The 19,744-nt window shown below is 49.8% G+C and carries 17 protein-coding genes; 11 read left to right on the top strand and 6 right to left on the bottom strand.

The window, feature by feature from the left end; all coding sequences use genetic code 11:
- Positions 1-92 precede the first annotated feature (92 nt).
- The 3 genes from VFT64_11670 to VFT64_11680 all read left to right on the top strand — a co-directional run bounded on the left by VFT64_11670 (position 93) and on the right by VFT64_11680 (position 7,677).
- Positions 93-956, top strand: coding sequence for a Ku protein (locus tag VFT64_11670; GenBank protein ID HEU5048487.1), 864 nt, complete (start codon positions 93-95; stop codon positions 954-956).
- A gap of 2 nt (positions 957-958) precedes the next feature.
- Positions 959-3,532 (top strand): DNA ligase D, encoded by a 2,574-nt coding sequence (gene ligD, locus VFT64_11675; GenBank protein ID HEU5048488.1) that lies wholly within the window; start codon positions 959-961, stop codon positions 3,530-3,532.
- Positions 3,533-3,657: 125 nt separating this feature from the next.
- The gene (locus VFT64_11680; GenBank protein HEU5048489.1) at positions 3,658-7,677 is read left to right on the top strand and encodes an ATP-binding protein; all 4,020 of its coding nucleotides are present in this window, start codon (positions 3,658-3,660) and stop codon (positions 7,675-7,677) included.
- Between the two features lie 4 nt (positions 7,678-7,681).
- On the opposite strand, the gene VFT64_11685 is transcribed toward VFT64_11680, so the two are convergent.
- Together VFT64_11685 and VFT64_11690 are read right to left on the bottom strand one after the other, a co-directional pair.
- Entirely contained in the window at positions 7,682-9,643 is a 1,962-nt protein-coding gene (locus tag VFT64_11685) for an enterotoxin (GenBank protein ID HEU5048490.1), read from the bottom strand.
- 1 nt (position 9,644) lies between these two features.
- Positions 9,645-10,154, bottom strand: coding sequence for a plastocyanin/azurin family copper-binding protein (locus tag VFT64_11690; GenBank protein HEU5048491.1), 510 nt, complete (start codon positions 10,152-10,154; stop codon positions 9,645-9,647).
- Between the two features lie 224 nt (positions 10,155-10,378).
- Between VFT64_11690 and VFT64_11695 the strand changes: the two genes are divergently transcribed.
- The 3 genes from VFT64_11695 to VFT64_11705 are packed head-to-tail and all read left to right on the top strand — an operon-like array spanning position 10,379 to position 13,548.
- The gene (locus tag VFT64_11695; protein HEU5048492.1) at positions 10,379-11,422 is read left to right on the top strand and encodes a cytochrome c peroxidase; all 1,044 of its coding nucleotides are present in this window, start codon (positions 10,379-10,381) and stop codon (positions 11,420-11,422) included.
- A gap of 10 nt (positions 11,423-11,432) precedes the next feature.
- Positions 11,433-11,762 carry a cupredoxin domain-containing protein gene (locus VFT64_11700; protein HEU5048493.1) on the top strand — a complete coding sequence of 110 codons (330 nt, stop codon included), beginning with the start codon at positions 11,433-11,435 and terminating at the stop codon, positions 11,760-11,762.
- 31 nt (positions 11,763-11,793) lie between these two features.
- Positions 11,794-13,548 carry a methyl-accepting chemotaxis protein gene (locus tag VFT64_11705; GenBank protein ID HEU5048494.1) on the top strand — a complete coding sequence of 585 codons (1,755 nt, stop codon included), beginning with the start codon at positions 11,794-11,796 and terminating at the stop codon, positions 13,546-13,548.
- Positions 13,549-13,559: 11 nt separating this feature from the next.
- Here the strand turns inward: VFT64_11705 and VFT64_11710 are convergent, their stop codons facing one another.
- A complete protein-coding gene (locus tag VFT64_11710; GenBank protein HEU5048495.1) occupies positions 13,560-14,201 on the bottom strand; it encodes a hypothetical protein in 642 nt (213 codons plus the stop codon).
- Positions 14,202-14,587: 386 nt separating this feature from the next.
- On the opposite strand from VFT64_11710, the gene VFT64_11715 reads away from it, so the two are divergent.
- Positions 14,588-14,791 carry a hypothetical protein gene (locus VFT64_11715; GenBank protein HEU5048496.1) on the top strand — a complete coding sequence of 68 codons (204 nt, stop codon included), beginning with the start codon at positions 14,588-14,590 and terminating at the stop codon, positions 14,789-14,791.
- Between the two features lie 401 nt (positions 14,792-15,192).
- On the opposite strand, the gene VFT64_11720 is transcribed toward VFT64_11715, so the two are convergent.
- Positions 15,193-15,624, bottom strand: coding sequence for a CBS domain-containing protein (locus VFT64_11720; protein ID HEU5048497.1), 432 nt, complete (start codon positions 15,622-15,624; stop codon positions 15,193-15,195).
- A gap of 291 nt (positions 15,625-15,915) precedes the next feature.
- Between VFT64_11720 and VFT64_11725 the strand changes: the two genes are divergently transcribed.
- The 4 genes from VFT64_11725 (at position 15,916) to VFT64_11740 (ending at position 18,667) form a co-directional block, all read left to right on the top strand.
- The gene (locus VFT64_11725) at positions 15,916-16,563 is read left to right on the top strand and encodes a DUF1345 domain-containing protein (protein ID HEU5048498.1); all 648 of its coding nucleotides are present in this window, start codon (positions 15,916-15,918) and stop codon (positions 16,561-16,563) included.
- Between the two features lie 107 nt (positions 16,564-16,670).
- Positions 16,671-17,174 carry a ferritin-like domain-containing protein gene (locus VFT64_11730; GenBank protein HEU5048499.1) on the top strand — a complete coding sequence of 168 codons (504 nt, stop codon included), beginning with the start codon at positions 16,671-16,673 and terminating at the stop codon, positions 17,172-17,174.
- Between the two features lie 67 nt (positions 17,175-17,241).
- Positions 17,242-18,093, top strand: coding sequence for a fumarylacetoacetate hydrolase family protein (locus tag VFT64_11735; GenBank protein HEU5048500.1), 852 nt, complete (start codon positions 17,242-17,244; stop codon positions 18,091-18,093).
- 133 nt (positions 18,094-18,226) lie between these two features.
- On the top strand, positions 18,227-18,667 hold the full coding sequence (locus VFT64_11740; protein ID HEU5048501.1) for a hypothetical protein: 441 nt from the start codon (positions 18,227-18,229) through the stop codon (positions 18,665-18,667).
- 17 nt (positions 18,668-18,684) lie between these two features.
- On the opposite strand, the gene VFT64_11745 is transcribed toward VFT64_11740, so the two are convergent.
- The gene (locus tag VFT64_11745) at positions 18,685-19,059 is read right to left on the bottom strand and encodes a hypothetical protein (protein ID HEU5048502.1); all 375 of its coding nucleotides are present in this window, start codon (positions 19,057-19,059) and stop codon (positions 18,685-18,687) included.
- Between the two features lie 100 nt (positions 19,060-19,159).
- A complete protein-coding gene (locus VFT64_11750) occupies positions 19,160-19,675 on the bottom strand; it encodes a cupin domain-containing protein (GenBank protein ID HEU5048503.1) in 516 nt (171 codons plus the stop codon).
- Between the last annotated feature and the right edge of the window lie 69 nt (positions 19,676-19,744).

Below are 19,744 nucleotides of genomic sequence, written 5' to 3' on the forward strand. Positions count from 1 at the left end.
TTTATTAACTATCTGTCAAAGCCTTACTGTAATTTTATTCTTTTCGCCTGAAAATAAGCACAGGGGGATAATCAACAGTTTAGTGAGGCTTTATGGCATTACGGCCCTATTGGAGCGGACAGATAAGGTTATCCCTTATCTCCATCCCGGTGAGCATATTCCCGGCCCTTAACCGCTCGCGGCATATTCCGCTGCATATGATTTACCGCCCCACAGGCCAGCGAATCCACCACCAGAATGTGGTGGACGGGCAACCGGTGGAGGACGAAGATATAGTCAAAGGCTATGAAGTGGAAAAAGGTGAATACGTTATTCTGGAGCCTGAAGAAATCGCTGAGCTTAAAATTCCTTCCAAAAGAACGCTTGAGATAAAAGAATTTATTCCCGCCGGCAGTATTGATGCCGTTTATCACGAAACCCCGTATTTCATTGTGCCCGATAAAGACGCCGATGAGGATGCATTTGTGATTATACGCGAAGCACTGCGCGACAGCAGCAAAGTAGGGCTCGGACAGCTCGCGATTGGCGGACGCGAGCGGCTATGTTCCATCAAACCCTGCGGCAGCGGGCTCATGCTGGAAACGCTGCGTTATAAAGATGAAGTACGCGATGCCGATCCCTATTTTGAGGATATTCAGGAGGGAAAGATCGACGAGGAAGCGCTTTCCCTTGCTAAGGAACTGATCAAACGGAAAACCGCATCCTTCAAACCGGAAAAATTTCATGACCATTACCGCGAAGCATTGCAGGAGCTGATCGACGCCAAGCGCGAACATCGCGAAATTCGCTATACGGAAGAAGAAAAAGCACCGGCTAAAGTGGTTAATCTCATGGATGCTTTAAGAAAAAGCTTGCAGGAAAAAGGAAGCAGCCGTTCTACTAAACGTACCGCTACAAAAACGACCGGTAAGAAAAAAGCAGCGGCCCATCCTGTGAAACGCAAACGTGCGAGTTAATTATGGCAAAGCGTTCGGATAGTCTGAAACAATACCGCCACAAGCGGAACTTCAAGATCACCTCGGAACCAGAAGGCCGCAAGGAAAAAGCGAAAGGCTTTCACTATCTGATCCAGAAACACGATGCCACAAGACTGCATTACGATTTCAGGCTGGAACTGGATGGCGTATTAAAAAGCTGGGCTGTCACGCGCGGACCAAGCCTGAATCCCCACGACAAACGCCTCGCAGTGGAAGTGGAAGACCACCCGGTCGCTTACGGCTCGTTCGAAGGCACAATCCCAAAAGGTCAATATGGCGGTGGCACCGTAATGCTCTGGGATCAGGGAAGCTGGGAACCCATAGGCGATCCGCATAAGCAGCTTGCAAAGGGTAAACTCACGTTTAAACTTCACGGGAAGCGCCTCAAAGGAGCATGGTCGCTGGTGCGCATGCAGCGCAGACCGAAGGATAAGCATTCCAACTGGCTGTTAATTAAAAGCCATGACGAGGAAGCACAGGAAGAAGGAGACATTCTCCTGCGCGAAGCCCAGGAAAGCATCACGACCGGGCGCACGATGGAACAGATTGCCACCCAGAAAGACAGGGTATGGAATTCAAATAAAAACCCGGATAAAAAAAGCACTCCAAAACCGACAGAGGTAAAAATCACCACCGCAAACGGCAAGAAAAGCGCCATGCCGGACTTCATTCCCCCGGAACTCGCCCAGCTTACAGATCGCATGCCCGCAGGCAATGCATGGATACACGAGATCAAATTCGACGGTTATCGTCTTCAGGCGCATTTGAACAACGGCAAAGCCAAATTGCTCACGCGCGCAGGCAAAGACTGGACAAGCAAATTCCCTGAGCTGGCTCGCTCGTTAGAGCGCCTGCAGGTCAAAAACGCGATTATGGATGGCGAAGCCGTTGCCGTGGACGATAAGGGAATCAGTAGCTTCGGCTTGCTGCAGCAAAGCCTGAGCGAGGAGGAAACTTCCGGGCTTCAATATTACCTGTTCGACTTGTTGTACCTGAACGGCAAAACCCTTGCTCACCTTCCCCTGCATGAACGCAAGGATCAATTGAAGGCGGTGCTGGCTCAGAAAGATACTCCGGCCAACATTCTTCTGAGCGATCATTTTTCTGAACAGGATAAGGAGTTCTTTCAGCATGTATGCCGCCTGAAACTCGAGGGCGTAATTTCAAAACGCCGCGATGCAGCTTATCGTTCGGGCAGGAATGGAGACTGGGTTAAAACAAAATGCCATCACCGGCAGGAATTCGTGATCGGAGGATTTACCAAACCGTCCAATGGCTCCAACGGCGTAGGGGCTTTACTGATCGGATATTTCAAGGATGGTAAGCTGCAGTTTGCAAGCAAGGTAGGCACCGGATTCTCCGCAGATCTCTCCCAGGATTTGCGCAAGAAACTGGAAAAGAAAAAACAGAAATCTTCCGCCTTTGTTTCCGTCCCCGCCGAAAAGCGCAGAGGCGCCTTATGGGTGGAACCGGAACTCGTATGCGAAGTGGAATTTACCGAATGGACGAAGGACGGTTCGTTGCGCCATCCCTCCTTTCAAGGATTACGTGAAGACAAACCGGCAAAAGAAGTGAGACAGGAAGAAACAGTTGCGGCGCCCGCTCCGGCTCCCGACCCAGCCCCACCAGCCCCCTCCCCTCGCAAAGCAAAAACTTCAGGTGAACAGGTGGCAGGAATCAAAATATCCCATCCTGACCGAATCATTTATGAAGACTCACAGATAACCAAAAAAGAACTGGCGGAATACTACGCCTATGTGGCCGACCGCCTGCTGCCGCATGTCAAAGATCGTCCTTTAAGCATTCTGCGCTGCCCGGAAGGATATGGCAGCGAATGCTTCTTCCAGCGCCATATTACACAGGGAGACTCGCCTTACTTCCATAAAGTGCAAACTACGATCAAAGGCAAGAAAGTAACCTATCTCGCCATCAAGGATTTAAAAGGTCTTATTTCGCTTGTGCAATGGGGGACGATAGAACTGCATCCCTGGGGCTCGCTTGCATCCGATCCGTTACTTCCCGACCGGATGATTTTCGATCTCGATCCCGATCCGGAAGTGCCGTGGAAGAATATGGTTACGGCAGCAAAGGAAATACGCACGCGAATGGAAGAGTTCGGGCTTCAGAGTTTCCTGAAAACTACGGGAGGAAAAGGGCTGCATGTCGTCGTGCCACTCACCCGCAAATACACATGGGATATCGTTAAAGCCTTCGCGCGCGCTGTGGCAGAATCCATGACGCACGACAATCGCAAGCTTTATATCGCCACTTCCAGCAAAGAAAAACGCAAAGGTCGTATCTTTATCGATTACCTTCGTAATGACGTCACCGCCACCGCCGTTGCTCCGTTCTCAGTACGCGCACGCGAAAACGCAACCGTATCCACGCCACTGGCATGGGAAGAATTAACCCCTTCACTGGATCCGAAATCCTTCACGCTTCGGACTATTCCAAAACGTCTGGAGAAATTAAAAAGCGATCCTTGGGAAACTTTCTTTTCCGTGCGCCAGAACATCGCGCAGAAGCACCTGAAAGCATTGAATATCGCAACTTGAAACGAATGCTCCGGAGCAATTATAATTGATATTTTATAATACACTCATAAATATGGTGAACTGTCTGTTTCTAAAGCAAGTTATCGACAACCACATGCTTTGGAAAGAGTGAAGGATTTACTCATATGACTGTTATACTAAAGCGTAAAACCGCAAAACCCGGTCCCGCTGATCGGCTAAAACAGATTTTTCCGGGTGATAGCGAAATGGCCCAGCGGATGCGAGCATTTGACTGGTCAACCAGCGTTCTTGGCTCTCCCCTGAACTGGCCAGAAAATCTGCGCATCGCCGTGAGCCTTTGCCTGACATCGCGCTTTCCCATTGTCATGTGGTGGGGACCTGAACTCGCCATGCTATACAACGACGCCTATATTCCCTTTATGAATAAAACCAGGCATCCCCATGCCATCGGCAAACGGGGAAAAGAAGTCTGGGGCGAAATATGGGACTTCATCGGGCCGATGTTAGAGAGCGTGCGCACTACCGGCGAGGCGACATGGGCGGACGATTTCCTGTTTCTCTTCGCACGCCGGATTCCGCGGGAAGAAGTGCATGTCCGTTTTACGTATGGTCCCATTCTCTCCCCGGACGGCAGCACGGTTGAAGGCATTTTCTGCCCGTGCACGGAAATTACGGCGGAAGTGATTGGGGCGCGCCAGCTGGAAACGTTACGAAAGCTCGGCGTCAAAGCCGCAGCATCGCGCACTGTAACGGAAGCTTCCCGGTCAGTGGCGGATGTGCTTGGGGAGAACCCATTCGATATTCCATTTTCGGCAGTATACCTTATGGATGAAGCAACACAGAAAGTAGAGTTAAGTAGCTCTTCAGGTATTGCGCCCGGTGGCTGGCAACTTCCCCTCTGTGTTTCCCTTGTGGAAGAGGACTCAGCAACTTTACCGCTTGCTTCAGCATTGCGGCGTAATTATCCAGCGGACAATATAGATCTGCAAAAGCTTGAAATACGCCTTGTATCCCCTCCTTGGCCCGATCCTGTGAACAGATGTGCTATATTACCGATTCGCACTGCATCGCATAGCCAGCCGATAGGACTGCTCGTAGTCGGCATCAGTCCCTGCCGTCCTCTCGACGCAACATACCGCACTTTCCTTGAACTGGTGGCAACGCATGCTGGGACTGCTCTCGTAGAGGCACAAGCCCATGAAGAAGAGTGTAAAAGGGCTGAAACGCTGGCGGAGCTGAATCGGGCAAAGACCGTCTTCTTCAGCAACATCAGCCATGAATTCCGCACACCGCTCACGCTTCTTTTGGGACCTATTGAAGATGCGCTTAATGATCCTGGCACTATTTCCATTAACCGGGAACGTCTGGAAATCGCACATCGTAATGCACTGCGCATGCTGAAACTGGTAAACACGCTTCTGGATTTCTCGCGTATCGAAGCCGGGCGTATGCAGGCATCCTATATTCCCACCGATCTTACCACTTATACTGCAGAACTTGCCAGCAATTTCCGCTCCATCATGGAGAAGTCCGGACTGCATTTTACAGTGAATTGCCCCGCCCTGCCGGAAGCAGTCTATATCGACCATGACATGTGGGAAAAGATTGTTCTCAATCTGCTCTCCAATGCCTTCAAATTTACCTTTAGCGGTGAAGTAGCCGTCTCGCTAAGCAAAAATGACAATCAAGCCGTACTCACCGTGCGTGATACGGGCAGCGGCATCCCTGAAAGCGAGCTACCGCATATATTCGAGCGCTTTTATCGTGTCGAAGGCACAGAGGGGCGAACTTATGAAGGCAGCGGCATCGGTTTGTCGCTGGTGAAGGAACTGGTAAAACTGCACGGGGGGGACATATCGGTACAGAGCGAATTTGGCAAAGGCAGCGAATTTACTGTGTGTATTCCGCTGGGCAAAGCACACCTGCCTGCTGAGGCTATAAAAGAGAAGGCTTCCAATATTGCTCAAGCAACAAGAGCAAACGCCTTCCTGTCAGAGGCACTTCGCTGGCTTCCGGAAACCATACCTTACATACCACCCGGCATGGAATTGCATGATCTTACTGACAATACAATTATAGGGGCACGTATCGTATTGGCGGATGATAATGCCGATATGCGGGATTATGTGAAACGTCTCCTGACACCTTATTACCGCGTGGAAGCGGTAGGGGACGGCAAGGCAGCCCTGGAAGCGATTGAAAGGGAAATGCCGGACCTTGTGCTTACCGATATCATGATGCCGCAGCTGAACGGGGTGGAACTGCTTTCCATTCTGCGCGGCAAGGAATCTACAAAGAACCTGCCGGTAATCCTGCTATCCGCACGCGCAGGTGACGAAGCAAAGATTGAGGGCATGCAATCCGGCGCCGATGATTACCTGACCAAGCCTTTCAGCGCCCGTGAATTGCAGGCACGGGTACATAATGCGCTCAAGCTGGCTTATGCCCGCAACGAAACAAATGTAAGATTGCGCAAGAGCGAATCGCGGTTGCTTGCAGAAACGGATATGCTTAAGAAACTGAACATACTGAGCTCACGCCTGTGGAACAAACGCAATATCAACGAAGGGCTGGATGCGCTGCTGGGCAGCACGATCGAGCTGCTGGATGCTGATTTCGGCAGTATACAGCTGCTGGACGCCCAAAGGCAGGTGCTTATTATTGCTGCTCACCATGGATTCCGGAAGGATTTCCTGGATCGCTTTCACGAAGTTCACATAGAAGCGGAATCGGCTTGCGCAACGGCGCTGCGTTTGCGAACACGCATCATCATTGAAGATAGTGAGAGCAGCACAAACTTCGCACCGTTTACTGAAATGGCGAGGATGTCAGGTTTCCATACAATGCAGGCAACGCCTCTGATAGGTTGGGATGGAATACCGCTCGGCATACTCTCAACGCATTTCCGTTCGGTGCGAAAGCTGAACGAACAGGATTTACGCAGGCTGGATCTCTACGCGCGCCAGACAGCGGATTTCGTCGAACGCTGCAGGGTGGAGGAAGTCCTGATCGAAGCACGCAACAAGGCGAACGAAGCCAGCCGGGCGAAAACGGAATTTCTGGCCAATATGAGCCATGAAATCCGCACTCCCATGAATGCTATCGTAGGATTGTCCCACATCCTTTCTTCCAACCGCATGCCTCCGGCGCGGACGCGCGAATGCATCGCAACGCTTCAGGCCAGCGCCGAGCAGTTGATGAAACTGATTAACGACATGCTGGATCTGTCGAAAATCGAGTCCAATGCCGTCGAACTGGAAGAAATTGCATTCAGGCCCGCGCAACTGGCAAAAGACTGCCTAAAGATTATTTCCGTAGAGGCTGAAAAGAAAGGATTAAGCATTACACTGGAACAGCAGGGCGATATTGAATATCGCGGCGATCCGCTGCGCATCCGGCAGATCATGATGAACCTGCTTTCCAACGCCGTGAAATTCACTCCCAAAGGCTTCGTGACCATTCGCACGGAATGTTATCCGGCTTACGACTCCTCAGGAAACGGAAAACTGATGTTCATCGTATCCGACAGCGGCATCGGCATGACACAGGATACCATAGCTAAGATATTTGATAAATTCACGCAGGCTGATTCCTCTACCACCCGCAAATACGGCGGCACCGGCCTTGGCCTTACCATCAGCCGGCAACTGGCGGAACTGATGGGCGGCCATCTCACCGTCAAAAGTGAACTCGGAAAAGGGACCGAATTCACCCTGAGCCTGCCGCTGCCTGCACTCCATTTCTGCAAACTTAATACGCCCGATACCCTATCCCCTGCTGGGCCCGTTTCAACCGCACCTCTGCACATCCTTTTGGTGGAAGACAATGAAGCCAATATACTTGTGGCGGAAACGATACTGAACAATCTCGGTCATAAATGCGAAATTGCCAATAGCGGATACGAAGCGCTGCAGAGGCTGGAAAAAGAGCATTTCGATCTGGTATTGATGGACGTTCAGATGCAGGAGCTTGATGGTCTGGAAACCACAAAAATCATTCGCAGAAAAGAGGCAAGAGAAAAACGTAACCCGGTCTATATCATCGCCATGACCGCCCATACATTAGTGGGAGACCGGGAAAAATGTCTGGCGGCGGGGATGAACGACTACCTTCCGAAGCCATTCAACATTGAAATCCTGCAAAGCAAACTGCTGACCATTACCGGACTGCGCAAAAGCGCGTGAGCAATTATTCACTTTCCAGTGTCAGTACTTCAAACGGTTTCAATTCAATCATTTGCGGATGACCTGCATCTATGGCAATCGCCGGCTTGCTTGCATCGGAAACCCACGGGCTGCGCATCACATAATGCTCGGCAGCATCTTGCGGCAACTCGAATGCATGTTTCACATCGATAATGATCGCCCGCATGGACGCAGCAGGATTACGCAGCACCAGAATACCTTTATTATCTGCCCAGGAAGCCCAGCCATATGCTTCACCTTTGCCGGGATCGCCGCCGATCCAGTGGGAATCCTGTAGAATAGCGGCATTACTGCGCGCCCATTTTGCGCTTTCCGCCAGCACGTCCCAATCTGCCTGCGTCAATAGCGAAGGCGTGATATACATCTCCTGTAACTGCGTTCCGCTGCCAAAATAGGAATGCACTTCCGCCGCAAAATCATGCCCGGGATCTTCATTCAGCCGTTCCGCCTGCTGCGCATAAATAATCCCATGCAGCATCAGCGAATTAAGCGGAAATAACGGCCCCTTCTTCACGATATTACGGTAGGTCTCCGCATCGCGGTATGTCATCCATTGCTGCCGCGAAGTTCCTTCACCTGTAAAGCCGTGATCGTTGCTCCCTCGCCAGATAGAATCCGCATAGCGCAACCAGAACGGTGAAGGATAAGTCCCCGTCGTCAGGTTAATGAAAAGCTGGCTGTCTTCCTTTCGCAGCCGTTCGATCAGATGGATGGCGGCGGAGAAATCGCTGTCGAAAAGACTGCCGGGGAAGACTTGACCGGCATTGCCCGTACCGTCGAACTTGAACTGATTGACGCCGTATTTTCGGATGAAATTAAGGCATACTTCCTCGAACTTCGCGTAATATTTCGGTCCCGAAAGCGCATACCCACCATTGACGATTTCATAGCCTTTGCTTTCACCATACGCGATGCGCTCGAACTTTTCCTTATTGTATCCCCCCCACGGCGAAAGCCATACGCCAATGCCGAATCCATAACGCTTCGCCGTTTCTTTAAGTGTGGCAAATCCATCCGGGAAATCGCTGTTAAAACCCCACAGCGAGTCGGCGTTATCCCACCCGTCATCCATCAGGAAAGAATCCATCGTAACGCCGCGCTTCTTGACGAGTTCATCACCAAATGCCTGCATCCTCTCGAGCACGCCTTCCGCGCCGAAACGGTTGCCGAATCCGAGATCGTACCAGCTATTGTAATGCAGGAACGGGCGGTAAGGATGCGCGCGCTCCAGCGCAAGATATGCAAGGAAATCACGCCGCAACTGTCCGGGTCTCACTGTGCCGATGACGGAGGAGTAGGTAATGGACTGGCCCGCCGGAAGCGGTAACGTACGCTTTATCCCGGCAGTTACCGTGCCATTTTCAACACTGCTATAGGAAAGCGGATGTTCAACACCGTAATAGAAATTCCCGCTCACGATAGGTGAACCGGCAACATGCCCATCTACCCTCGCCTTACCGTCCTGCAAATGCAGCAGTTGCACATCCGATAGGGGAAGCGATTGCTTACCCGCCTGGATAGTCACTTCTTGCCTAAGATAGGGCTCATCTCCTCTGGCGATAATACACCAATGCACCCGCGCCGCGCCATGTTCATCCGCCAGTTCTGCACATAATTTCTTACCCGGAAGATGAGCCGCCTGCTTTGAAGCGTTTTCATCCGGTTTTATATCCGTAAGCACCGGCTTTCCCACCAGCTGCATGGCTGAGGACCGCAACTTTTGTCCGTCCCGAAACACGAGAATGAATGCGTCCTGGGGCTGCACGGATACATGCGTCCGCAGATCCTCCACCGACTTAAGCGTCAGATGCTCCTGCAACTGCACAGACGCCGCAATACTTTTATTGCCAAAACTTTGCATTTTCCCTTCCTGGGCCCACACACCGGAGAACGGCAGGAAAACGGAAGATACCAAGACGGTGAACAGGCATAATGTATGGCGCATATCAGGGCTTTTTAGGTTGCAGTTTTTCTGTGATATACGAGGGCATCTTGGAAATCGTATCCTCATCAAAATATTCGAGCAGGCTGTCACGGTATTTCTTGACTTCTTCCGGGCTTGGTTTATGCGCCTGCGCATGGGTGGAAGGCTTTCCCACCACGATAAAACCACGCATTCCCATCATGATATGCGGAATGCAGTGATACTCATAAGTGCCTGCATGGGTAAATTTATGGGACCATTTCTGCCCCTGCTTCTCAAGCGCCGGGCTTGCAAACCCTTCCGCCTTCTCAGGGAAACCGTCCGGATAGGTAATGACGCTATGGGTTTCCGGGGCATCATTTACCCAGGTCACCGTATCTCCCACCTTAATATGCAGCTCTTCGGGATTGAAATACATGCGCATGTTTTTGTAATCGCTGACCGTATGCACTGTATATTCTTTGGCAGACGCAGCACTCGAAACAGCGACCGCACCAATGCAGAGGCATGCAGAAAGGAGAAATGTTTTCATAAAATTCCCTTAAAAAAGCTTATGAGCACTCCGGCAGCATTTTTATATGCCTATGTCATACCGGCAACAGTATCGGCGGTAAATGATACCGCCGCGCAAAAATGACTGCAACAATCCAATCACTTATATTATAAATATTACAGACAATTATGGTTTCCGGGCAACGCATGTTTATACAACGCATGGTTTTCCGGCTTAGCGCTCACCACACCGAAGGAATGCTTATGACGAAGAAAACCAGACTCACAGCTTCTTTGCTCCTCTCTATAAGCCTTGCAGCCACCAGTTTTTCAGCCTCCGCTGCTGATCTGGGCGTTAGCGCTAAAGAACTGAATGAAATGCGCAGCAAATATGCCCGGCCGAAAGAACCCGTATATCCCAAGGAAAATCCCTACAGCGACAGCAAAGCCGCTTTGGGTAAAGACCTGTTCTTCGACCCAAGGCTTTCCGCCTCCGGCACGCAATCCTGCGCCACATGCCACAATCCGGCGCTCGGCTGGCAGGACGGCATGGCGCTGGGCACAGGCCACGGCCACAATAAGCTTGGACGCCATACGCCTACCATCCTGAACCTTTCGGAAGACGAGTTGTTTTTCTGGGACGGAAGAGCAGACAGTCTCGAAGCGCAGGCTCTTGGGCCCATGGCATCTGTCTCTGAAATGAATATGCCGCTGGAGAAGGCTGAATCCGGCATACGCCTTATTAAAGGTTATGCTCCTTTATTCAAGAAGGCCTTCCCCGAAGAAAAAGGCGCCATCAACCGCGATACCATTTCCAAGGCAATCGCAACATTTGAGCGCACGGTCGTATCAGGCGAAGCACCGTTTGACAAATGGGTAAAAGGGGATGAAAAAGCTATCTCCGATTCTGCCAAGCGAGGCTTTGTTATCTTTAATAAAAAAGGCAATTGCGCTGCATGCCATTCCGGCTGGCGCTTCAGCGATGGCAGTTTCCATGATATAGGCATAGATGACAAGGATGTCGGCCGCGGCAAGATATTGCAGATGGCCTCCATGCAGCATGCATTCAAGACGATGGGACTACGTAATATCGCACAGCGCGGACCGTACATGCATGACGGCTCACTGGCCACTCTTGAGGAAGTGATCGAACATTATAACAAGGGCGGCAGCGTTAAAAGGGACAGTCTTGATGCGCAAATCAAGCCACTGCATCTGAACGCTCAGGAAAAGCAGGATCTGGTTGCATTCCTGGATACATTGACCAGCAAAGACAAACCTGTCACCCTACCAGCACTACCCAAATAAGGAGACAATCATGACATATTCAATCGTTAAACGTACAGTTCTTACCATTGCAGTGCTTGCTCTCTCAGGTAGTGCCGCCATTGCAGCCGACCAGACCGTAATTCAGAAGGATAAAAGCTTCCAGCCTGCGGAAATTACGGCCAAGGCAGGCGACACGATCACGTTCGACAATCAGGACGTCATCACCCACAATCTTTATTCCAAAGATGCCGGCAATGAATTTGAGTTCCCTAAGCAGGACCCCGGTCAGAAAGAAAAACTGACGCTGAAAAGCGCCGGTAAAATGACAGTGCACTGCGCCATCCACCCTAAAATGAAGCTTGTAATTAACGTCCAGTAAAGAAAGAAGGCCCGACCAGCAGGGGAATGCCATGTCTTTAAAACTGAAGATTGTTACGGTATTCGTCTCCCTGTTGCTGCTGGTGGCTATTATTATTGGCTACGCGCGGCAAAGCATCACCTATGCCGGGAATTACATCGTCTCCTCCGGCGACCTGCTACAGACTACGTTCGACAAACCGCTCATGTCCAGCAACTATGCTCGTGACGCGCTGGTCTATTTCTTTAAAACCCGCGATTTTCTGGACAAGCACGGTTATCAGAAAGACGAGTTCGAGAAATTATATTCCAATATCGGTGATGATCTGGACGTCGTGGAAGACCGTCTGGTAGAGCCAAAATCCAAGAATCATCTGGATAAAGCGCGAGCATTGCTGAAACAATGGCATGACCGCGTTGTGGAACGGGCCGCACAGAAAGCAGCCGCCCCTGCCCTCACTGTCGTTCCCGCTGCACCGCCACCCGCAACTCCTGGCGCTGTTTCCACCGCTCCGGTCGTGATAGCCGCTCCGGCTCCCGCACCGTTTAACAACGAAAGCGATGCACTGGTCAAGGAGATCGAACAGACAATCGACCTGATAATCGAAAGCGAGTTTTCCGCCGCCCACGATTTTGTCATCTCAGCTCAGGATAAAATCAAACAATCCAATGAGAAAACCGCACGGTCGAATACGATCTTCCTGCTGCTGGGCGCTGTGTCCATCCTGCTGGCCCTTGCAAGCGGCGTTTACCTGTTTCTCAATATCATGCGTCCGATCAAGGCATGTATCGGCCTTTCAAGCAATATTGCTTCCGGCAAACTGGACAACATTGTAGAAGTCCGTGGTAGCAGGGAATTTCGTCAGTTAATGCTGGGCTTCAGCAACATGCAGGAAAAACTGGCGGAGAATATCGAGAACATGCGCCATAGCATGGCAGAAATGAAAAAGCGCGAGGAAGAACAGCAAGTCATGAACAGACAGGCCTGTGAACTGCGCGATCACCTGAATAAGATCACTGAGGGGCTCAACGAGCACGGCATGGAATTATCGCGCGTGGCAGAAGCAATGACAAGTGCCGTAGATGCTTCCTATGGCCAGGTAACAGACGCAGCGAAAGCTTCCGATCAAAGCTTCGCCATGTCACAGGATGTCTCCATGGCCTGTCAGGAAATGGAAGGCTCCCTTAAAAATGCTGCTGGCGAGGTAGTTGCAACAGACGGCGTCGTGAAAGAAGCCGTACGTATATCGGATGAAGCTGCCACTATTTCCTCCGAACTGATTGCCTCCATACAAGGCATACTGACTATTACCAATCTCATTGAGGCGATCGCATCGCAGATCAACCTGCTCGCGCTCAATGCCACCATCGAAGCGGCACGCGCAGGTGACGCCGGAAGAGGTTTCGCTGTCGTGGCCGGAGAAGTCAAAAGCCTTGCTTCACAAACGGCGAAAGCCACGAAAGATATTTCTACCCAGATAGAAACAGTCAGCCACACCAGCAACAATGTCATCCGTTTCTTCGAGACTATCAAAAATTCTATTCAAAAGATCAGCCAGCATTCCGGCAGTGTCGAACAGGCAGTGGAACAACAAAATATCACCACGAAGGAAATTGCGGAAAGCACGGCACGATCGCTGGAAGCCGCAAATAATGTAAAGCGCATACTGAAGAATATTCAGGATGCTTCGGGACATCTGAAGGAATGTTCAGGACAGGTTCAGAATGTCTCCCGCCTGTTAAGTTCAGGCACGCAGTCGCTGAATATTTCGCTCGAAAAGTTTCTTACCGACTATTGCATCCGCTAAATACGTTGTAATTAACGTTGAGCTCCCTTCCCTTGTCCACCTCCGCGTTGTTGGCCATGAGTCAGATTAACCGTTTCAAGGTTGCGGGTATGTTCTGCCGCTTCCAACACCTGACTTGCGCCACTATGCCCTTTCCCTGCAAGCACAGAAAGTTCCTGTTCAATGCCAAGCTGCCATGGGCGGTCGGTCATATAGGTGCTATGAGAATATTCCTGGCGCGCTAAGAATGTGCCCTCTTCGGACTTGATTTCCCACGTGGCAAACGGCAGCGCCTGTTCCGTGCGCACACCTTCCAATCGGAAATTCTTTTCGAGAAACTCATCCACACGTTTGCTCAAAGCAAGAGGCGGCAAAGTATATCCATTACGCTCTTCCGCTTCTGTTCCGATAACATCACTAATCACTTTTCTCATCTCGCCGCTTTCCACAAAATTTCTGATAGTTTCTGCTTCCTTGCCCAGCAAATAACGACGTGTTTCTTCATCCGGCTCAGAACGCAGCGCCTGATATTTAGTGACAAAACGCTCCGGATTCTCAAACACATCTGCATCAATTTGCAAACGCACGGAGGGACGTTTTGCAGCCGTGACACCTCGTTCGACTATGTTAAGCACAAGCGCCTTAAGCGCCGCAGTATTTGCTTCAATATCCACGACCTGATTATCCGCATTCTTCTTTCCTTTTACAAAAAAGAACGCCTGATTGTTACCGGTGATCCGGATTTCGTCACCATACTTGGGAAATTCCGCCGCCTGATAGGCTGTGGGATAACCGTCAAAGCCACGGTAACCTGAAACATCTCCTGATTCTCAACCTGCATAAGAAATTACGACGCTGATTATCCAGCGCACTGACAAGCTCTTTTAAGTACCTTCATGCAATTGCGCAATATTATCAAATCGCATTATTCCTTTTTTTATATCCTTGGGCCTTAGTCAAAATAGTATTTTTAGTTCCTCTACTGTTTAATGCCGAGGATGGCAGAAACAACATTGTTTCTGCCATTTATTTTTTTGAGTTCTAGCAAAGGAGAAATGTTATGAAGAAAGCACAAGCAATTTCACTGGCTGCATTGATGGTCACCCTGCTTTCAGGGGCTGCATATGCAACAAGCAACGATAATGCTTCAGGCGACAGTGCATCGGGCTCTTATGGCTCCGGCACGGACAGCTCCTCCGGCAGCAGCACCAGCTCAGGTTCCGGTTCAAGCTCCGGCACAAGTGGCAGCGGCTCTTATCGCTAACAGCATTAGTTCCCCTTCTCCTGGGAGAGGGGGAACTGCTAAATTTTATATCATGAAAATTAGCGGCGGTTACTCAACGCCCATATTAATAAAATAATCCAGCCCAGCCCCGTCCATCCAAACAGGATATTCAGAATAAGAATGGCAACCTGATTAGGGTGATTCCGCGAAAACGCGATAAAACTGGGAAGGAAATTAATGAAGAGACCAAGAAGCCCAATCAGGAGAAAGTAGAAGGGATCAGCCGTTCCCATCCATATATAAGTATTATGGTACATGTCTCTTCCTTTGCGTTGTCGAAAACTGCTATTGAAGAAAATCCATGTTCAATAATGAAGGAATGAGCATAAGGAAGCAATTAGAACCGCTGCCCGTCATGCTCATTCTCAATCGCATAATGATCAGGCAGCCATTTTTCCCGTAGCACAGGCAACCACCTTGCTGACTTCCTTCAAATCCTGGTGTTTTCTTAAAATGCAGCCGAGCGTAATGATACCGCACACTTTTCCTGTGCTGTCTTTTACCAGCAAACGTCCGGTTCTAGTCTTCTGCATCTTTTCGGCTGCCTGCTCCAGCGTATCATTCTCACTGCAGGAAAGTATGCTCGTGGTCATATAATCCCTTACCCGGGCCGATCCCACATCGTTCACTTGCGGAATCGCGCGAATCACAATATCGCGATCCGTAATCATGCCCGCCAGCTTCCCTTCCGTGCTCACCGGCAGCGCACCGCACTCAAGCTCACGCATTCTCTCAGCCGCCTCTTTCAATGTGGCATCCGATGAAATCGTCTCAAAATTACGCTTCATAAGTTCTTTTACCTGGGTTTGCATACGCGCCTCCTTCCTAATACAGATTACAATTTAAATCGGGGATTTCTTGCGCTTGTCGCGGGGAGCCAGAGAATGTAATTTCAATAAAGCTCTCTCGGATTTATTGCTAATTTCCCTGGCTCCGAGCCTGCGGGTCAACCCGTCAGGAATCTGTATATATAGCACCCTGATAATAAAAAAATAATCAGAGTCTTCCGCAGGCATATAACACTTGAATAAATGCATCACAACATTTGCACCGTTGCAGGACAAACGCTATGAATGAATCATAAGCCTTTAAAGGAGCTGTTTATGATCCGTCATGCGAAAGCCCGCCCGCGCCTGTTAACAGCGACAGCAGTAGGGTGCATTCTATGGTTCCTGCTACCTGAAAATATTCACGATGCCACCCGGATTCTGGTGGCCTGGGATAGCGGCGTGGGACTATACCTCGCATTGGCAATGTGGATGATGTGGAACTCCGACACGAGTAAAATTCGCCGCCGTGCGGCTGCGCAGGACGAAGGACGCATGGTCATTCTGTTCATGACCACCTTCACGGCAATGGCAAGCCTTGCAGCGATTGTTGCGGAACTTTCCACGGCAAAATCCTATACGGGAATCGCCAAAACGGAACATGTGCTCCTGGCCGGCATTACCGTCTTTCTCTCATGGACTTTCATGCACACAATGTACGCTCTGCATTACGCGCATGAATTCTATACGGAACGCAATGGAAAAATGCTCGAAGGGCTTGAATTTCCCGGCCATTGCCATGCACCAGATTATTGGGATTTTATCTATTACTCCTATGTAATCGGCACGGCGTCAGCGACCGCAGACATCAATATCACCTCACATATATTGCGTAGAATCAATACTATTCACTGCATGGTGGCATTCTTTTTCAATACCACCATTCTTGCTCTGACCGTCAATATCGGCGCCGGATTATTCTGACGAACATTACTCTATATTCCGATTTTATATCCTGCCGCTTTGAGGGCATAATTTTTTTATCATAAATAAAGTATGGCTAAGCATCTAACTTAATAAGGAGCAGTCATATGAAAAAAATTACATCACTTGAAGAAGCATTCATCCACGGCCTTTCAGATATTTACAGCGCTGAAAAACAATTGACCAAGGCATTGCCCAAACTGGCAAAAGCTTCGACCCATCCGAAGCTGGCCGAAGGTTTTGAACAGCACCTGCAGGAAACCGAAGGTCAGGTAGAACGCATTGATCAGATCGTGGAAGCTCTTGATATCAAGCTTCAGCGTATCAGCTGCAAGGCAATGGAAGGTCTCATCGAAGAAGGCAAGGAAACCATTGAAGAGATCGAGGCAGGCCCCGTTCGCGATGTCATGCTGATTGCCGGCGCTCAGAAAGTAGAGCATTATGAAATCGCGACCTACGGCAGCCTTATCGCCATTGCGAAAGAACTGGGCTATGAGGAAGCAGTTTCTTTATTGCAGGATACGCTGAAAGAAGAAAAAGCGACGGATGAAAAGCTGAACAAAATCGCAATGTCCGACGTCAATAAAGAGGCACTGCGCGAAGCCGCTTAAGGCTTGAAGGCGGTAAGGTTATTCTTTATCCTTACCGCCTGTTGCTTATCTTCAGAGGAACGATCTCATGAAACTATTGCGTGTAGGCCCCATAGGCCGTGAAAAACCCGCCCTGCTGGATGCAGAAGGCGCGATAAGGGATCTGTCTACCTATCTGAAAGATATTAACGCAGAAAGCCTCGCTTCCGGCGAAGTCATGAAACTGCGGACTCTTTCTCCCGAAATCCTGCCTGAGCTGAAAGAGAATGTGCGTATAGGCCCCTGTATCGGCAATGTAGGAAAAATCGTCTGCGCCGGTCTTAATTATACCGATCATGCGACCGAAACCGGTCAGCCTGTCCCTTCCGAACCGATCCTGTTCATGAAGGCCACCAGCGCGATCACAGGCCCTTACGATAATGTCGTGCTTCCCAAAGGTTCCACCAAAACCGATTGGGAAGTGGAATTATGCGTGATCATCGGAACGCGCGCGTCTTACGTAGCAGCGCATGATGCGATGCAGCACGTTGCCGGTTACTGCATTATCAACGATCTTTCGGAACGGGACTTCCAGTTTAAGCGCGGCGGCAACTGGTCCAAAGGCAAAAGCGCGGATACATTCGCGCCTATCGGGCCTTATTTCGTAACGGCGGATGAAATAAGTGATCCGCATGCCTTAGCGCTGGAATGTGACGTCAATAATGTGCGCATGCAGAACGGCAATACCGCCAACATGATTTTCAACATCCCGCAGCTCATCAGTTATATCAGCCACTTCATGACGCTGCTGCCCGGAGACATCATCGCCACCGGCACTCCCGCAGGAGTAGGAAGCGGACGCAAGCCCAGGCAATTCCTAAAACCCGGCGACAAACTCCGCACCGCTATTCCGGGCTTAGGAGAACAGTCACAAACCGTCGTGGAATTTGTGCAACCATAATTTCTCTCATAATCATATTTTCTTAACTTTTTTATTATATAAATCCTTCCACATTTTTTCACTTGCCTTCGGATATGATTATTGTACAGTAATCAAATCAAGCAGCATTCATTGTGAAAGAAGGAGATGGAATATGAGCCGGAAGCGCAATAACAATAAGAGAGTATCTGCATCGCCCCACGCAAGGGGAAGGAATGCGAGAACCGCTGTCGCTAAGATGGATAGTTTTTATCATCAGACGGTGGCTTTATGTAAAGCCGCGCTTGTGGTCTCCGTGGCACTTTACATTCTGGGAGGCACGCTGGCAATGAGGATTGTGTATCACCAGCATAAAGGCCATCTTTTCAGCTGGCTGGCCGGGGACGAATCCAAATACCAGAGCCAGGCCGCCATACAGAAACGCAAAGCTGCTGAAGAAGCGGAACTGGAAGCCGAATGCAAGGCCAGCTATCATATGTCCTGCACGGAATATGCGCTGTCGATCGCAGAAGCTACGCAGTCACACAGCAAGCGCGATGCAAAACAGATCGCCCTTCTGGAGAAAGAAAAAAGCAAAGCAAGAGATGCAATGTAATTCCTGATAGAACCGGATTATTTCCATTCCGATAAAATGGAAGAAGTTACCCGGAACGGGAATTCCAGCAATCGTGTTGCTGCCTCAATATAGCTTCCCTGCGTTAGCATGAAATTCTTATAGGCATCCTTCGATCTATCTTCCTCAAAACGGATTTCCTTGGGAGCAGAATCTGAAGGGTCTCGGATATAGGTAGGAGCAGTGATGTTGCGATTTTCCGTACTATCCGGCGCTCCTTCCGATTTATTTTCTTCGACATGCAATTTAACGATATTATTGCGCTCCACCAGTTCCGCCTTGATACTCTGGGCAGCTTCATGCGCTTCCTGCATTTCCTGCAGGACGACTTTCGTGTCTTTAAGATGTCTGCTTTGTTGTGTTGCCTTTGACATAATCAATCCTCCCTGATTGTGTTTTAACCAAGCAAACTCCTATTCGCATAAAAGAACAATATCATTGGCATTTGCCATGAATAAAAGCCTCATAGAGCCTTCATAACCAAGGCAAATTAATTGCCCCACGCCATAAGCAAAGACCTTCTTCCCCATAAAACGGATCAGAATCGGGACAAGACACATTGGGCATCTTTTTGCCTGTGCATCTTATATCGAAATCCGATTGCCCCCATGGATAGGCACCGATAACTTTTAATCCTTTGTCACTTTTGGTCACTCGCTGATGCCCTACTCCCGCCGGAATAATCAACATATCACCTGTTTTCAGACGAAACAGCCTCCCACTCTCCCCGCCCAGCCGCACGGTAACTTTGCCTTCGGCAATACCAAGCACTTCATGTGCGTTGGAGTGAAAATGCGTATAATCATAAATGGAATCAGTCCATAACCCGCTCCAGCCATTTGCTTTGAATTTCTTGTGAAAAGCTGCGGCCTTGTCCTTCACAGAATCAGCAAGTACGCCGCGGTAAAGCAGAACAGGCAAATGACTGTTGGGAACGTCGGAGCCCGGCGTAAAATAAATCTTTCTGGGTTTCACAAACTCGGCTTTCATACTGCGGCTCCAAGTGAAGTTTCTCCAACGTTAATACAGCAGTTACGCAGTAAATTTTCACTCTGGAAA

It is taken from the genome of Rickettsiales bacterium (genome assembly GCA_035765535.1).
Taxonomy (GTDB): Bacteria; Pseudomonadota; Alphaproteobacteria; order Rickettsiales; family JABCZZ01; genus JABCZZ01.

What these genes read in the sequence shown, in the direction of transcription:
- VFT64_11730 (HEU5048499.1), top strand. Translation starts at nt 16,671, where the DNA reads ATGAAAAAAATTACATCACTTGAAGAAGCATTCATCCACGGCCTTTCA.
- VFT64_11705 (HEU5048494.1), top strand. Translation starts at nt 11,794, where the DNA reads ATGTCTTTAAAACTGAAGATTGTTACGGTATTCGTCTCCCTGTTGCTG.
- VFT64_11715 (HEU5048496.1), top strand. Translation starts at nt 14,588, where the DNA reads ATGAAGAAAGCACAAGCAATTTCACTGGCTGCATTGATGGTCACCCTG.
- VFT64_11745 (HEU5048502.1), bottom strand. Translation starts at nt 19,059, where the DNA reads ATGTCAAAGGCAACACAACAAAGCAGACATCTTAAAGACACGAAAGTC.
- VFT64_11720 (HEU5048497.1), bottom strand. Translation starts at nt 15,624, where the DNA reads ATGCAAACCCAGGTAAAAGAACTTATGAAGCGTAATTTTGAGACGATT.
- VFT64_11740 (HEU5048501.1), top strand. Translation starts at nt 18,227, where the DNA reads ATGAGCCGGAAGCGCAATAACAATAAGAGAGTATCTGCATCGCCCCAC.
- VFT64_11690 (HEU5048491.1), bottom strand. Translation starts at nt 10,154, where the DNA reads ATGAAAACATTTCTCCTTTCTGCATGCCTCTGCATTGGTGCGGTCGCT.
- VFT64_11735 (HEU5048500.1), top strand. Translation starts at nt 17,242, where the DNA reads ATGAAACTATTGCGTGTAGGCCCCATAGGCCGTGAAAAACCCGCCCTG.
- VFT64_11685 (HEU5048490.1), bottom strand. Translation starts at nt 9,643, where the DNA reads ATGCGCCATACATTATGCCTGTTCACCGTCTTGGTATCTTCCGTTTTC.
- VFT64_11700 (HEU5048493.1), top strand. Translation starts at nt 11,433, where the DNA reads ATGACATATTCAATCGTTAAACGTACAGTTCTTACCATTGCAGTGCTT.
- VFT64_11695 (HEU5048492.1), top strand. Translation starts at nt 10,379, where the DNA reads ATGACGAAGAAAACCAGACTCACAGCTTCTTTGCTCCTCTCTATAAGC.
- ligD (HEU5048488.1), top strand. Translation starts at nt 959, where the DNA reads ATGGCAAAGCGTTCGGATAGTCTGAAACAATACCGCCACAAGCGGAAC.
- VFT64_11680 (HEU5048489.1), top strand. Translation starts at nt 3,658, where the DNA reads ATGACTGTTATACTAAAGCGTAAAACCGCAAAACCCGGTCCCGCTGAT.
- VFT64_11670 (HEU5048487.1), top strand. Translation starts at nt 93, where the DNA reads ATGGCATTACGGCCCTATTGGAGCGGACAGATAAGGTTATCCCTTATC.
- VFT64_11725 (HEU5048498.1), top strand. Translation starts at nt 15,916, where the DNA reads ATGATCCGTCATGCGAAAGCCCGCCCGCGCCTGTTAACAGCGACAGCA.
- VFT64_11750 (HEU5048503.1), bottom strand. Translation starts at nt 19,675, where the DNA reads ATGAAAGCCGAGTTTGTGAAACCCAGAAAGATTTATTTTACGCCGGGC.